The sequence below is a fragment of the Leifsonia sp. 71-9 genome, from assembly GCF_001898805.1.
Classification (GTDB): Bacteria; Actinomycetota; Actinomycetes; order Actinomycetales; family Microbacteriaceae; genus Leifsonia.
The window spans coordinates 270,839-285,413 of sequence record NZ_MKVJ01000021.1; the positions used below are offsets into that span (position 1 = coordinate 270,839).

Consider the following 14,575-nt stretch of genomic DNA (forward strand, 5'->3'; position numbering starts at 1 on the left):
GCCGGTCCGCCGTCACGGAATCGTGTGACCGCCCGTGTCGTGCGGCGGCAGCCGAACGACAGGCGCCGACCGTCAGGCGACGACCGGGCCGAAGCGCTCCGGGAGGGTGGAGCGGTGCGTCGCGCGCAGCTCCTCCAGGCCGACGGTGAACTGGTCCTGCACCTCGAGCACCGGCTGGGTGCCGACCTCGGCGTCGGTGACGCCGATGCGCAGGATCGGGACGCCCCGGCCCTCGCAGAGACCGCGGAACTTCACGTCGTCCTCGCGCGGCACCGAGACGATCACGCGGGCGGTCGACTCGCTGAACAGCGCGGTCGCCGCATCCACACCGTCGCGGTCGACGATCTCGCCCAGCCACACGCGGGCGCCGACGCCGAACCGCATCACGCTCTCGGCGAGGGCCTGCGCGAGGCCGCCGTCGGCGAGGTCGTGCGCGGACGAGACGAGACCCTCGACCGAGGCCGCGTGCAGCGTCTCGGCGAGCGTGCGCTCCGCGGCCAGGTCGACCGCCGGCGGGCGTCCGCCGAGGTGACCGTGGATGGTGCCGGCCCACGCGGAGCCGTCCAGCTCCTCGCGGGTGACGCCGAGGAGGTAGATGTTCTCGCCCTCGTCCTGCCAGCCGGCGGGGATGCGGCGCGCGACGTCGTCGATCACGCCGAGCACGCCGACGACCGGGGTCGGGAAGATCGGCACGTCGCCGGTCTGGTTGTAGAAGGAGACGTTGCCGCCGGTGACGGGGATCTCGAGCTCCAGGCAGGCGTCCGAGAGACCCTCGACGGCCTGCGAGAACTGCCACATGACCTCGGGATTCTCCGGGCTGCCGAAGTTGAGGCAGTCGGTGACCGCGGCCGGAACGGCACCGGAGGCGGCGACGTTGCGGTAGGCCTCGGCCAGGGCGAGCTTCGCGCCCTCCTTCGGGTCGAGCTGGCAGTAGCGGCCGTTCGCGTCGGTGGCGATGGCGAAGCCGAGGCCGCTCTCCTCGTCGACGCGGACCATGCCGGCGTCGTCGGGGAACGAGAGGGCCGTGTTGCCGCCGACGAAGTAGTCGTACTGGTCGGTGATCCAGCCCTTGTCGGCCAGGTTGGCCGAGCCGAGCAGCGCCAGCACCTGCTCGCGCAGGGCGTCGCCGCCCTCGGGGCGGGGGAGGCGGGAGGCCGAGTCGGCCTGCAGCGCGTCGATCCAGGTGGGGTAGGCGACCGGGCGCTCGTAGACCGGGCCGTCGACCGCGACGGTGCGCGGGTCGACATTGACGATCTCCTCGCCCTTCCAGTTGATGACGAGGCGGCCGGTCTCGGTGACCTCGCCCAGCACGCTGGTCTCGACATCCCACTTGGCGGTGACGGCGAGGAAGGCGTCGAGCAGCTCGGGCTTGACGACCGCCATCATGCGCTCCTGGCTCTCCGACATGAGGATCTCCTCGGCGGTGAGCGACGGGTCGCGCAGCAGCACCTTGTCCAGCTCGACGTACATGCCGCCGTCGCCGTTGGAGGCGAGCTCGCTCGTGGCGCAGGAGATGCCGGCAGCGCCGAGGTCCTGGATGCCCTCGACGAGCTTGTCGCGGAACAGCTCCAGGCAGCACTCGATGAGCACCTTCTCGGCGAACGGGTCGCCGACCTGGACCGCGGGGCGCTTGGTCGGGCCGCCGGCCGAGAACGTGTCGGAGGCGAGGATGCTCGCCCCGCCGATGCCGTCGCCGCCGGTGCGGGCGCCGAACAGCACGACCTTGTTGCCGGCGCCGGAGGCGTTGGCCAGGTGGAGGTCCTCGTGGCGCAGCACGCCGACCGACAGTGCGTTGACCAGCGGGTTGCCCTGGTAGATCGGGTCGAAGTAGGTCTCGCCGCCGATGTTCGGCAGCCCCAGGCAGTTGCCGTAGAACGAGATGCCCGAGACGACGCCGTGCACGACGCGCGCCGTGTCCGGCTCGTCGATGGCGCCGAAGCGCAGCTGGTCCATCACGGCCACCGGGCGCGCGCCCATCGAGATGATGTCGCGCACGATGCCGCCGACGCCGGTCGCAGCGCCCTGGAAGGGCTCGATGTAGGAGGGGTGGTTGTGCGACTCCACCTTGAAGGTGACCGCCCAGCCCTCGCCGACGTCGACCACGCCCGCGTTCTCGCCCATCCCGACCATGAGGTTCTTCTTCATGGCCGGGGAGACCTTCTGCCCGAACTGGCGCAGGTAGATCTTCGACGACTTGTAGGAGCAGTGCTCCGACCACATCACCGAGTACATCGCCAGCTCGCCGCTGGTGGGGCGGCGGCCGAGGATCTCACGGATCTGCGCGTACTCGTCCTCCTTCAGGCCGAGCGCCGCGAACGGCTGCTCCTTCTCGGGAGTCTCGATCGCGTTCGCGACGGTGTCGACGACGTGCTGGGCGGTGGTGTCGGTCACGCGGGCACTCCAGGCTGCAGGCGGAAGCGGGGGGATCGACCCCAGTCTACCGGGGCTCAGGCGGGACAGCGCTCCGAGGGGATGGCGTCCGCCCGGCCCTGGCCGATCGGGAGGACCGACGCGTTCGCGATCTGGATGTCGGAGACCACGCCGTTCATCACCGCGAACACGATCCAGCCGCCCGATCCGTCGGTCAGCCCGTACCCGGTGGTGATGTCGTTGTAGGTGTACGTCTGCGGGATGCCCGGATAGGCCGCGAGGAGTTCGTCGAGGGTGGAGCTGATCCCGATCCCCTCGGCCGTGCGCGGAGTGATCGCATGGTCGTCCGATCCCCTGCCGAAGTTGCCGAACTGGATCGCCGCGGTGCGTCCCGACCCGTCGGCGGCGGCGACGAAGGTGAATCGCATCCCGCCGGGCGAGGTCAAGACGGAGAGCTGCCCGACGCAGACCGAGTCGGTCTCGTCCGCGAAGGCCGGGAGTGCGCCGCTCTGCTCTGGCAGCGTCGAGCCGAGCTTCACCGGTCCGACACCGTCGAAGTCGATCGTCCAGGTGGCGGGGTCGGCCGGGTCCAGCGTCGACGTGGGGGTGGGTGTCGCCGTGGGGGTGGGAGTCGGGGTCTCGGTCGGCGTCGGGGTCGGCACGAGGGTCGGGGTCGGGCTCGTCACGGGCGCCGGGTCGAGGAGGCCGGAGCTGAGGGCGTAGGCGACGCCGCCGCCGGAGATGCCCACGGCCAGCAGCACGAGGGTCACCACGAAGGCCGTGCGCTTGCGGCCGCGGCCGGCGCGTTGTGAGGCGGCCGTGGTCACGATCAGCTCGCGGATCGCCGCTTTGCGGCGCGGGTCGAAGGTGGGCTCGGTCATCGTTCTCCTCCGTTCTTCCGGTCGTTCGTATCGGCGGCGCCGTCCTCGCCGAGGAGCTCGGCGAGGTGCGCCTTGGCGCGGGACAGTCGCGATTTCACGGTCCCGGGTGCGACGCCGAGGGCTTCGGCGGCATCCGTCGTGCTCAGCTCCTCGAACACGCAGAGCGTGATGATGTCCTGGTCGCGTTTCGGGAGCCGGGCGAGGGCGGCGCGCACGGAGGCGCGGCGCGCGTCGGTGTCGAGCCGGTCGTCCACGACACCGGAGTGGTCGGGGGCGTTCTCGGGCGGGGGGAGATGGCCGAGCGCCTCCCGGTAGCGCCGGGACGAGCGCAGATGGTTGCGGTGGACATTGTTCGCGGTCACCAGCAGCCAGCCGATCACCGAGCCGTTCACCACGCGCATCGCATCGCGTCGCCGCCACGCCTCCAGGAAGACGACCGCGGTGACGTCCTCAGCGTCGTGCACCGACGACGTCAGCCGCAGTGCCTGCCGGAACACGCGTTCGTGGTGCAGATCGAAGAGAGCGCCGAACGCGTCGGCGTCTCCGTCATGTATGCGATCGAGCACAGCGGGCTCGTCGAGCAGATATCCCCTCACATCTCTATAGTGTCCGCAGCGCGGGGTGCGGTTCCCGACGGACGGGCCGAACGTCACGACACGCCCTCCCGGGCCGTGGACGGGCGCGCGGAAGGGCGTGTCGTGGCGGATGAGGGGCGCTCATCCACAGGTGGTGCGGTGGTGCGGCTGGTGCGGCTCAGGTGTCGAGTTCGACGACCTCGGCGGTCGGCGCGTTCTTCTGCACGGACGCGATGCCGTTCTTGGCGCCGGACTTGCTGGCGTACCCCTCCGAGGTCGCGATGGTCTCGCCGTTGGCGGCCTTCAGCCGGAAGCGGTACTCGCCCGCCTTGTCCTTGTAGAGCTCGAACTTTCCTGCCATGGTGCCCTCCGTACTCGTGACGTGGTGCGAACACGCGACACAGTAGTGGGCGCGAGCGGCGGTGGGGAGTACCGGCTCAGGAGAGCTTCGGCGGCCCGATCACGAGCAGCGCGGCCATGATGACGACCGCGAGGACGGCCAGCGACGTGGCGAGCACCGCGACGTGCGTCAGCATCCAGCGGAACAGCCTCCCGAACCGGCTGTGGTCGCGGGGATCGTCCGTGGGGGTGGTCCGCCAGCCGCCGTCGAGCCGGCCCGTGCGGTCGGCCCAGAGGTCGAAGGGCACGGTGGCGTACGGGACGACGGCCGTCGCGACCGCGAGCACGATGAGCGGAAGGCGCCAGCGCTGGTTGACCCCGATCAGGGCGGCCGTGATCGCGTACGCGATGAACACGAAACCGTGGGTCGGTCCGGCCACCGCCACGGGCCAGTCGCCCACCCCGACGGCGTACTTGAGCACCATCCCCGCGATGAGGAGGGTCCAGGTGATCGCCTCGGCGACGGCGAGGATGCGGTACAGCAGGCGGGGGGTCATGCCTCCAGCCTGACGGATCGCCGCCGCCGGCGAATCACCCGAAAGTACGAACGCGCTCCTCGAGCTGGTCGACGTCGCGGGCCGCACCCTTGTCGGCGGAGAGGGCCATCGCGGCGTAGGCGCGCAGCGCGGCCGACACCGGACGGTCGCGGTCGAGCGGGCGGTAGCCGCGCCCGGACTCGAGCGCTTCGCGGCGGGCGTCGAGCACGGCGTCCGGCACGTCCAGGCGCAGCGCGCGGGTGTGCACGTCGATGCTGATGATGTCGCCGTCCTCGACGAGCGCGATCAGGCCGCCGGCCGCCGCCTCGGGCGAGACGTGCCCGATCGAGAGGCCGGAGGTGCCGCCGGAGAAGCGGCCGTCGGTGATGAGCGCGCACTTCGCGCCCAGCCCGCGGCCCTTCAGGAACGACGTCGGGTACAGCATCTCCTGCATCCCGGGCCCGCCGCGCGGTCCCTCGTAGCGGATGACGACGACGTCTCCCTCGTTCACGCGCTTGCCGAGGATCGCCTCGACCGCGGCCTCCTGCGAGTCGACGACGACCGCCGGTCCGCTGAAGGTGAGGATGCTCTCGTCGACGCCCGCGGTCTTCACCACGGCGCCGTCGGGGGCGAGGTTGCCGCGGAGGATGGCGAGGCCGCCGTCCTTCGAGTAGGCGTGCGCCACATCCCGGATCACGCCGGTCTCGGCGTCGAGGTCGAGCTCGTGCCAGCGCTCCGACTGCGAGAACGCCGACGACGAGCGCACACCGCCGGGCGCCGCGTGGAACAGCTCGATCGCCTCGGGCGTCGCCGAGCCGCCGCGGATGTCCCAGTCCGAGAGCCACGCGTCCAGCGTCGAGGCGTGCACGGTGTGGACGCCGCGGTCGAGCAGACCCGCGCGGTCGAGCTCGCCGAGCAGCGCGGGCACACCGCCGGCGCGGTGCACGTCCTCGACGAGCGCGGCGCCGTTGGGCGCGACCTTCGACAGGCACGGCACGCGGCGCGACAGGGCGTCGATGTCGGTCAGGTCGTAGTCGATCCCGCCCTCTCGGGCCGCGGCCAGCAGGTGCAGGATGGTGTTGGTCGAGCCGCCCATCGCGATGTCGAGCGCCATCGCGTTGCCGAAGGCCGCGCTGGTCGCGATCGAGCGGGGGAGCACGGACTCGTCGTCCTGGTCGTAGTAGCGGTGCGCCAGCTCGACGGCGGTCGCGCCGGCCTTCTCGTAGAGGGCGCGGCGGGCGGTGTGCGTCGCCAGGGTGGAGCCGTTGCCCGGCAGCGCCAGCCCGAGCGCCTCGGTGAGGAAGTTCATCGAGTTGGCGGTGAACATCCCGGAGCAGGAGCCGCAGGTCGGGCAGGCGTTCTCCTCGATGCGGAACAGGTCCGTGTCGCTCACGCTGTCGTTCGCGGAGTCGGCGATCGCCGAGATGAGGTCGAGCTTGCGCACGGTGCCGTCGACGAGCGTGGTGCGGCCGCCCTCCATCGGGCCGCCCGAGACGAAGACGACGGGGATGTTGAGGCGCAGCGCCGCGAGCAGCATCCCGGGCGTGATCTTGTCGCAGTTGGAGACGCAGACGATCGCGTCGGCGCAGTGCGCGTTGACCATGTACTCGACGGAGTCGGCGATCAGCTCGCGCGAGGGCAGCGAGTAGAGCATGCCGCCGTGGCCCATGGCGATGCCGTCGTCGACCGCGATCGTGTTGAACTCGCGGGCGATGCCGCCCGCGTCGTGGATGGCCTGCGAGACGATGCGGCCGACCGGCTGCAGGTGCGTGTGGCCGGGGACGAACTCGGTGAAGCTGTTCGCGACCGCGATGATCGGCTTGCCGAAGTCTTCGCGGGCGACGCCGGCGGCGCGCAGCAGTGCGCGGGCGCCGGCCATGTTGCGGCCGTGCGTGACGGTGCGTGAACGGAGTGGAGGCATGCTCCCATCCTTCGGGCGGCGGCTCGGGAGCGGAAGTCAGCGTTGATACTAGTAGTGAGAGCACTAGTATCGAGCTCGTGCCTGACACCGAGGACCGCCGCCGCGAGCTCGGGCGCTTCCTGCGCTCCCGCCGCGAGCAGGCTCCGCGCGCCGACTACGGCCTCCCGCCGGTCGGCCGCACCCGCGACGTCGGCCTGCGCCGCGAGGAGGTCGCCTACCTCTCCGGCGTCAGCGTCACCTGGTACACCTGGCTGGAGCAGGGGCGTCCGATCAACCCGTCGCGCTCGGTGCTCGACGCCGTCGCCCGCACCCTGCGCCTCCCGCTGCCGGAGCAGGAGTTCGTGCTCTCCCTCGCCGGGTTCGGCCTCGCGCCGACGGTCGCGGCACGGGCGGTGGAAGATGCGCCTCCCCACCTCCAGCGGCTGCTCGACGCGATCGACCCCAACCCGGCGTTCGCGCTCGCACCCGACTGGGGCATCGCGGGTTGGAACGACGCCTACACCCGGCTGTATCCGCGGGTCGGGGACGTACCTCCCGAGGACCGCAACCTGCTGTGGCTGGTCTACACCGACGACGCCGTGCGGGAGCTGCTGCCGGACTGGGATGTGACGAGCGCGCGGTTCCTCGCCGAATTCCGGGCCGAGACCGGCGCGCGGGCGGGCGATCCGGGCGTGCGGGCGCTCGTGGAGCGGTTGCGCGCGGCGAGCCCGGAGTTCCGCGCGGCGTGGGAGCACTACGACATCAGCGGGTTCGCCTCCCGCGAGCGGCTCTTCCGCCTCCCGAGCGGCGTCACCGCGCGCTTCGAGCACCACCAGCTGACGCCGACCGACCACCCCGAACTCCGCCTGGTCGTCTACACCCCGCTGGCGTAGCCCCCGAGCACAGCAAAAGTGCGCCGAATCGAGCGGATTCGGCGCACTTTTGCTGTGCTCGGCGGCTGGGGACCGGGTTCAGGCCTCGACGAGGGCCGAGCGGATGACGGAGGTGAAGAAGGTGAGGCCGTCGACGCCCGAGCGCATGGCGTCGGAGGTGTCGGGGCCGAAGCCGGGCTCGACCGCGTGCTCCGGGTGCGGCATGAGGCCGACCACGTTGCCGCGCTCGTTGCGCACGCCCGCGATGTCGTTGAGCGAGCCGTTCGGGTTGACGCCCTGGTAGCGGAACGCCACCAGGCCCTCGCCCTCGAGGCGCTTGAGCTCCTCGGCCGAGGCGATGAAGCCGCCCTCGCCGTTCTTGAGCGGGATGACGATCTCCTGGCCCTGCTCGAAGCCGCTGGTCCACGGGGTGTCCGTGTTCTCGACGGTCAGCGACTGGTCGCGGCGGATGAAGTTGCCGTGGTCGTTGCGGATCAGGCCGCCCGACACGAGGTGCGCCTCGGCGAGCATCTGGAAACCGTTGCAGATGCCGAGCACGGGGACGCCCTTGGCGGCCGCGTCCACGACCTCGGTCATGATCGGCGAGAGGCTCGCGATCGCGCCGCAGCGCAGGTAGTCGCCGTAGCTGAAGCCGCCCGGGAGGACGAGCGCGTCGACGCCCTGGAGGTCGTGCTCGCCGTGCCAGAGCGCGACCGGCTCGGCACCGGCGAGGCGCACGGCGCGAAGGGCGTCGCGGTCGTCGAGCGAGCCGGGGAAGGTGATGACGCCGATGCGCATCAGGCGCCGGCCTCGTCCGGGTAGTGGATGCCCACGACGTCCTCGATCACGGAGTTGGAGAGGATCTCGTCGGCGATCTCGCGGACCGCGGCGCGCGTGGCGTCGTCGATCGGGCCGTCCACGGTCAGCTCGAAGCGCTTGCCCACACGGACGCCGCTGAACTGACCCTTGCCGATGCGCGAGAGGGCGCCGGCGACGGCCTTGCCCTGCGGGTCGAGCAGTTCGGCCTTGGGCATGACTTCCACAACGATCGTCGACAAAGGTGCGCTCCTGCTCGCTCGCGGTCGGGGGTTCGCCTGCGATTCTACCGTGCGGCGGCGGCCACGCGATCCGGCCCGGCGATGCGGGAGGCATGGGCGACGGCCCGCTGCTCGAGCGTGTTCCGCAGGCGCGCGAACAGGGCGGCGGAGGCATCGCCGGGCCAGCCGTCGGGCAGCGCGGCGGGCGGGAGTCCCGGGTCGCGATAGGGGACCACCCGCCACTCGTCGAGCGCGCGCACCCACAGTGCGAACGCCTCTTCGTCGCCGATCGCGGGCGAGACGTCGACCGAGCCGAAGCGGTCGAGGAACGCCTCGTGCACGCGGCGGATGGCGGGGAGGTCGTACCAGGACGCGAGACCCGTGGAGAGGTCGCTGCGGGCCGCCGCGTCCACGAACAGCACGGCGTCGAACTCGGCCACGACCTCCGCCAGCTCCTGCTCGAGGGCGGCCGGGCCGATCCACAGGCCGTCCGCGACCGTGCCGCAGCCGATCGCCGCGAGCCGGCGGCGCAGCTGGTGCCGCAGCGACCGCTGGCGCTCCGGGAACGAGTACGACACGAGGCACCACGCCGTCGCGGGGCGGCGCTCGCCGAAGATGCGCGCGTCGCCGCGCTCCAGCATCGGCACGGCGGCCGGGTCGAGGGCGTAGCCGGGCGCGCCGCCCTCGCCTGCCGCTCGCCGCAGCACACCGCGCGCGACGAGCCGGGCGATGCTCGACCGCGCCGTGGCGGGCGGGATGCCGAGCGAACCGAGCAGCTGCACCGTGCCCGCGGCGGACATCCACCCGCCCAGCGGGCGCAGCATGCTGCCCACGATGGTGCGCAGCAGCGCGGTGGCGCTTCCGGAGTTCGCCTCGAGATCCTCGCGGAGGGCGACCTCAGTCATGCGTCAGCTCGCCGAGCACATCGCGCACGGCGGACATCCCCCGCCACACCTCCTCGAAGCTCGTGCTCAGCGGCGACAGCCCGATGCGCAGCCCGTTCGGGTTGCGGTAATCGGGGATGACGTCCTGCTCCCAGAGGGCAGCGGTCACCTCGCGCATGGCCGGGTGGTTGACCGTGACGTGGCCGCCGCGACGGTCCGGGTCGCGCGGGCTCGCGAGCGTCGCGCCGAGCGGGGCGAGCCATTCGTCCGCGAGCGCGACCGCGAACTCCGTGAGGGCGACGGACTTCGCCCGCACCGCCTCGATGCCGGCCTCGGCGAGCATGGCGATCGTGTCCTGCATGGCGAGCATCCCGACGACCGGCGGAGTGCCGCTGATGAACCGGCGGATGCCGTCGGCCGGGCGGTACTCCGGCCCCATCGCGAAGACGTCGCTGGTGCCCATCCAGCCCTGGATCGGCTGGGCGAGCCGGTGCTGGAGGCGCGTGGCGACGTAGCCGAACGCGGGGGATCCCGGTCCGCCGTTGAGGTACTTGTAGGTGCAGCCCGCGGCGAGGTCGACGCCCCACGCGTCCAGCTCCACCGGGACGGAACCCGCCGAATGGCAGAGGTCCCACAGCACGAGCGCGCCCGCGTCGTGGGCGATCCGCGTGATCGCGGGCACGTCGGCGAGGAACCCGGAGCGGTAGGCGACGTGGCTCAGCACGACGAGCGCCGTCTGCGGCCCGACGACGGCCGCGACCTGCTCGGGGGTGACGCCGGCCTCGGTGTCCGCCTCGATCCAGACCAGGTCGAGACCGCGCTCGCGGGCGATCCCGTCGAGCAGGTAGCGATCGGTCGGGAAGTTGTCGGTGTCGAGGACGATCTGGGTGCGGTCGGGGCCGGCGTCCACGGCGGCGCGGGCGAGCTTGTAGAGGACGACCGTGGTCGAGTCGCCGATGAACGTCTGACCGGCGGCGGCTCCCAGCGCGGCATCGCCGAGGGCGTCGCCGATCGTGAACGGCAGCTCCATCCACGCCTCGTCCCAGCCGCGGATGAGGCGGCCGCCCCAGCCGTCGAGCAGGAATCGCTGCACCCGCTCGACGCTCGCGAGGGTGGGGCGGCCGAGCGAGTTGCCGTCGAAGTAGGCCGTGACGCCCGTGCCGTCGGGCACGCCGACGAAGCGCTCGCGGTAGGTGGCGAGCTGGTCGGCGCCGTCGAGCGCGCGGGCGGCCGTGAGCGGGTCGGGCGCGAGGAGGGCGGAGGTGGTGGCGTCGTCGGTCATGGGAGCGGTCCTTCGGTGCTCGAGGTGGGAGGGGAGGAGGGCGTGGGGGAGGGGTGGGGTGAGGGCGCGTGCGTGTGCGTTCTCGTGCCCGGGTCCGGGCTGGGGCCGGGGAGGTCTGCGACGTGGAGCCCGCGGGCGGTCGCGAGCCAGGCGGGGAGCTGGGCCGGGTCGACGGGAGGGGCGCCGGGAACCCAGGCGATCCGCGGGCCGATCGGCGCTTCCGGGCTGAGGTGGCCGTCGCCCGAGTCGCCGGCGATCGAGCGCAGCAGGGCCGTGCCGTCCAGGCCCGCGGAGAGGAGGGCGGTGAGCTCGCGGGCGTTCACCCCGAGCGGGAGCGGTCCGTTGCCGAGGTCGGTGCCGTAGAGCACGCGTCCGCCGGCGGCGGCGAAGCGGCGCAGGTTGTCGACGGCGATGCTGCTCTCGATGGTCGCGGCTCCCCAGCCGTGGATGTCGAGCGTGGAGATCCAGCTCATCCCGCGACCGGCGGCGTCGGCGATGACCCGATCGGAGAGGCGTTCGCTGAACGGCGTGTGCGCCAGCTGGGCGACGCCGGCGTGGATGGCGCGAGTGGTCTGGCCGGTGCCCTGTGCGTGCGCGACGACGGGCAGCCCAGCGGTCACGGCCTCCTCCACAATGGCGGCGAGAGTGGCGTTGTCCACTGTTTCGCCGGCCTCGCTGTTGAGGGCGACCTTGATGCGGGAGGCTCCTGCTATGACCTGTTCACGCACCGCTCGCCGCGCCTCCCGAGGTCCCCCGACCTCCCGTGCCGCGGCGGAGGGAGCCCAGCCGGAACGCGTGGGATAGCCGCCGGGCGCGGTGAGGAAGGCGCAGGCGATCGTCACGCTCGGCCATCGCTGATCGTCGTGCAGCCAGGTGGACGCGATCTCCGGGCTCCAGCCGAGGTCCGCGGCGTGCGTGATGCCGTTCCGGAAGAGTGCCGCGGGGTCGACGAGGCCGAGGTGCACGTGGTGGTCGGTCAGGCGGGGGAAGAGGGTGCCGCCGAGGTGGTGGAGGTCGGTGGTGCTGCCGGGGAGAGGGGGGTTCGAGGTCTGGTCGATCGGTGCCAGGTGGTCGCCGCGGAGTCGGTACGTGGTCGGGCCGAGGAAGCCGTCGCCGGTCCAGACGGCGTCGAATGCGAGGGTGACGGGGGCGTCCGCGGCGGCGTCCGTGGGGGCGTCCGCGTCGGACGTGACCGCGCCGGCGGGGTCCGCGTCCGGGCTCACCGGGGTGTGCCGATCTCGGTGCGGACGGCGTACAGCTCGGGGAAGAACGTCAGCTCGAGCGCCCTCTGCAAGAAGTTGACGCCGGAGGAGCCGCCGGTGCCGATCTTCATACCGATCGTGCGCTGCACCGTCTTGAGGTGCCGGAACCGCCAGAGCTGGAAGTTGTCCTCCAGGTCGACGAACTCCTCGCAGGCCTCGTACTCCGACCAGTGGGCGTCCGCGTTCTCGTAGATGTCCCGGAAGACGGGGACGAGCTCGGGAGTGAAGACGTGGGCCTGGGTGACGTCGCGCTCCAGCACGACGTCCGGCACGGCGTAGCCGGCGCGGGCGAGGTAGCGGAGGAACTCGTCATAGACGCTCGGCTGCTCCAGCAGTTCGGCGAGCAGGGCGTGGGCGGCGGGATCGCTCGCGAACACGCTGAGCATGCGGGCGTTCTTGTTGCCGAGCACGAACTCGACGGCGCGGTACTGGTACGACTGGAATCCGGACGAGTTGCCGAGGAAGCCGCGGAACTCGGCGTACTCGGTCGGCGTCAGCGTCGCGAGCACGGACCATTGCTCGGTGAGGGTCTTCTGGATGTGCTTCACGCGGGCGATCCGCTTGAGCGCCGGCGCCAGCTGGTCGGCGCGCAGCAGATCGCGGGCCGATTCGAGCTCGTGCAGCACCAGCTTCAGCCAGAGCTCGGTGGTCTGGTGCTGCACGATGAACAGCAGCTCGTCGTGGTGCTCCGGCCGGCTGACCGGGTGCTGCGCGCCCAGGAGCGTGTCGAGGTCCAGATAGGAGCCGTACGACATCCGCTCGCGGAAGTCGGTGACGATGTCTGGCTCGATGTCGCGGGTGTTCCCGTCCACACTCATGCTGCAATTCTGCGCCGACCGTCACGAATACGCAACAGGAAAGGAGAGTCGGAAGGAGATCCAGGAGGAGGTCGCGAAGGAGGTCGCGGAGGGATTCCAGGAGGTCGCGGGGGACGGCGTCGGGCTCCGTCCCCCGCGACGGGTCAGCCTCGCTCGGCCCGGCGGCGCCGCCAGGAGACGGTGGCGGCGAGCGCCAGTCCCAGCGCGATCAGGGCCGCCGCGGCGGCGAGCGGTGTCACAACGTCGGACCCCGTGTGGGCCAGAGACCCGATCGGGGCAGCAGCGGCGGGCGTCGCTCCCGGAGCCGGGGCCGGCGCCGCGGGCGTGCTCGGGGGAGTGCCGCCGGCGTTCGGCTGGGCCGGTTCGGTCGGGGTCACGACCGGGCGGACGAACCCGAAGTCCAGCGTCAGGTCCGCGGCGCGGTTCGTGGTGAGGTCGCCGGACGTAGCCGCCCAGGTCGAGCTGTCGACGGCCCGGTCGGAGCCGGCGCCGGCCGTGGTCGGCGTGAGTCCGGTCAGAGCCTGGGCCGAGGCCGCACGGTCGATCGTGACCGTGTAGTGCTGCCCGGCCGGGAGAACGGGCAGCCCCGGGAAGAGGTAGTGGCCGTCGGCATCGGTGGTCGCCGGACCGACCGGCGCACCGCTCACGTTCGTCACGGGGCCGCCGTCCGGTCCGGTGAGCACGAGCACGACGCCGGGGATCCCCTGCTCGCCGGTGCTCTGGAGGCCGTCCCGGTTCGTGTCGAGCCAGACGAAGTCGCCGACGGAGACGCTCTGGTCGCCGTCGCCGGAACCGCCGGCCGAGGTGCGCTTGATGGTGGAGGTCTTGGTCACCGTCGTGCCGGGGTAGCTGATCGTGACCGCGTTCGAGTAGGTGCCGAGACGCTGGTCCGTGATGGTCCCCGTGTAGCGGATGTCGACGAACTCGCTGGCGTGCACCGCGTCGAGCACGACGTGGAGGCCGGCGGCCGTGCACGACACCGTGTACCGCGACGGGTCGACCGGGGTGCTCGGCGTCCCTCCGGCCAGGCTGGTGCGGGCGGTGACGGTGATCGAGGGGCAGTCGATCGCGCTCCCGGCGCCGATCGTGTCGACGACGTCGACCGGCCCGGCGTACCCGGTCTGATCGCCCGGCAGCTGGACGACCCAGGAGATGTTGCTCGACGGGTCGCGGGTGCCCTCGTACGATCCGTCGGTCCAGCCGGATCCCTTCCACGCACCGCGCGAGGTCGGGACCGGCTGCGGTCCGCAGTTCACGGTGCACGGCGTGGGAGTCGGCTTCGGGGCGATCGTGACGGTCGTCAGGGTCGAGCCGAACGTCAGCTGGACCGGACCGCCGGTCTCGGTCACGGTGGTGTGATCCCATTGCGCCGTGAAGTGGCCGGTGCCGGCGACGTCGTCGTGGGTCGCCACGTAGTCGGTGAGGGTGAAGACCGCGGTCCGCCCGCTCCAGGCGGCGGTCGCGATCGGGGTGCCGTCCGGAGCGTCGAGGCTGAAGCGCGCGAGGCTCGCGGCGGCCAGCTCGGGCGGCAGCATCAGCGAGAAGGTGTCGCCGGGGGCGCTGCCGTCGGGGACGGCCCAGTCGAAGCTCAGGACGAGCTTCTCGCTGTAGCCGTAGGAGGACTTGTCGGTCGTGACGTTCGAGATGGCGCCGGGGATCTCGGCCGCGCCGGCCGGAGCCGTGGCGACGAGCAGGCCGCTGACCGCGAGGAGGCCGGCGAGGAGCGCGGCGACGAGGCGGGCGGGACGGGTGGTGGAACGGGTGCGCGCGTTCGGGTCGCGCGCGGCGGTGCGATGCATGACGGTCCTTCGTTCGGGTT

At 72.0% G+C, this 14,575-nt stretch carries 14 protein-coding genes; 1 reads left to right on the top strand and 13 read right to left on the bottom strand.

All coding sequences use genetic code 11. The features are described 5' to 3' along the window. Window positions 1-72: 72 nt before the first annotated feature. The 6 genes from purL to ilvD form a co-directional block, all read right to left on the bottom strand. Entirely contained in the window at window positions 73-2,391 is a 2,319-nt protein-coding gene (purL, locus tag BGO91_RS17865; RefSeq protein ID WP_290474085.1) for a phosphoribosylformylglycinamidine synthase subunit PurL, read from the bottom strand. A 56-nt stretch (window positions 2,392-2,447) separates the two neighbouring features. Then, the gene (locus BGO91_RS17870) at window positions 2,448-3,251 is read right to left on the bottom strand and encodes a hypothetical protein (protein ID WP_290474086.1); all 804 of its coding nucleotides are present in this window, start codon (window positions 3,249-3,251) and stop codon (window positions 2,448-2,450) included. After that, the gene (locus BGO91_RS17875) at window positions 3,248-3,847 is read right to left on the bottom strand and encodes an RNA polymerase sigma factor (protein WP_290474087.1); all 600 of its coding nucleotides are present in this window, start codon (window positions 3,845-3,847) and stop codon (window positions 3,248-3,250) included. The genes BGO91_RS17870 and BGO91_RS17875 overlap by 4 nt, the downstream gene beginning before the upstream one ends. 157 nt (window positions 3,848-4,004) lie before the next feature. Next, on the bottom strand, window positions 4,005-4,187 hold the full coding sequence (locus BGO91_RS17880; protein ID WP_290474088.1) for a YegP family protein: 183 nt from the start codon (window positions 4,185-4,187) through the stop codon (window positions 4,005-4,007). A 76-nt stretch (window positions 4,188-4,263) separates the two neighbouring features. Beyond that, window positions 4,264-4,722, bottom strand: coding sequence for a DUF3817 domain-containing protein (locus tag BGO91_RS17885; protein WP_290474089.1), 459 nt, complete (start codon window positions 4,720-4,722; stop codon window positions 4,264-4,266). Between the two features lie 34 nt (window positions 4,723-4,756). Next, window positions 4,757-6,622, bottom strand: a complete 1,866-nt coding sequence (ilvD, locus tag BGO91_RS17890) for a dihydroxy-acid dehydratase (RefSeq protein WP_290474090.1) — start codon at window positions 6,620-6,622, stop codon at window positions 4,757-4,759. Between the two features lie 77 nt (window positions 6,623-6,699). Here ilvD and BGO91_RS17895 point away from each other — a divergent pair, with 77 nt between their 5' ends. Next, complete coding sequence (locus BGO91_RS17895) at window positions 6,700-7,494, top strand: helix-turn-helix transcriptional regulator (protein ID WP_290474091.1); 795 nt, start codon at window positions 6,700-6,702, stop codon at window positions 7,492-7,494. 78 nt (window positions 7,495-7,572) lie between these two features. Here the strand turns inward: BGO91_RS17895 and purQ are convergent, their stop codons facing one another. From purQ to BGO91_RS17930, 7 genes are all read right to left on the bottom strand, one after another. Next, the gene (purQ, locus tag BGO91_RS17900) at window positions 7,573-8,271 is read right to left on the bottom strand and encodes a phosphoribosylformylglycinamidine synthase subunit PurQ (RefSeq protein WP_290474092.1); all 699 of its coding nucleotides are present in this window, start codon (window positions 8,269-8,271) and stop codon (window positions 7,573-7,575) included. Then, window positions 8,271-8,531 carry a phosphoribosylformylglycinamidine synthase subunit PurS gene (purS, locus tag BGO91_RS17905; protein ID WP_021758062.1) on the bottom strand — a complete coding sequence of 87 codons (261 nt, stop codon included), beginning with the start codon at window positions 8,529-8,531 and terminating at the stop codon, window positions 8,271-8,273. Before purS ends, purQ begins: the two co-directional genes overlap by 1 nt. 44 nt (window positions 8,532-8,575) lie before the next feature. Next, complete coding sequence (locus BGO91_RS17910) at window positions 8,576-9,415, bottom strand: PaaX family transcriptional regulator C-terminal domain-containing protein (RefSeq protein WP_290474093.1); 840 nt, start codon at window positions 9,413-9,415, stop codon at window positions 8,576-8,578. Further along, a complete protein-coding gene (locus BGO91_RS17915; RefSeq protein WP_290474094.1) occupies window positions 9,408-10,676 on the bottom strand; it encodes an aminotransferase class V-fold PLP-dependent enzyme in 1,269 nt (422 codons plus the stop codon). The genes BGO91_RS17910 and BGO91_RS17915 overlap by 8 nt, the downstream gene beginning before the upstream one ends. Beyond that, the gene (locus BGO91_RS17920) at window positions 10,673-11,899 is read right to left on the bottom strand and encodes an amidohydrolase family protein (RefSeq protein WP_290474095.1); all 1,227 of its coding nucleotides are present in this window, start codon (window positions 11,897-11,899) and stop codon (window positions 10,673-10,675) included. The genes BGO91_RS17915 and BGO91_RS17920 overlap by 4 nt, the downstream gene beginning before the upstream one ends. Beyond that, window positions 11,896-12,756 carry a tryptophan 2,3-dioxygenase gene (gene kynA, locus BGO91_RS17925; RefSeq protein ID WP_290474096.1) on the bottom strand — a complete coding sequence of 287 codons (861 nt, stop codon included), beginning with the start codon at window positions 12,754-12,756 and terminating at the stop codon, window positions 11,896-11,898. Before kynA ends, BGO91_RS17920 begins: the two co-directional genes overlap by 4 nt. 143 nt (window positions 12,757-12,899) lie before the next feature. Next, complete coding sequence (locus tag BGO91_RS17930; RefSeq protein WP_290474097.1) at window positions 12,900-14,555, bottom strand: SdrD B-like domain-containing protein; 1,656 nt, start codon at window positions 14,553-14,555, stop codon at window positions 12,900-12,902. Between the last annotated feature and the right edge of the window lie 20 nt (window positions 14,556-14,575).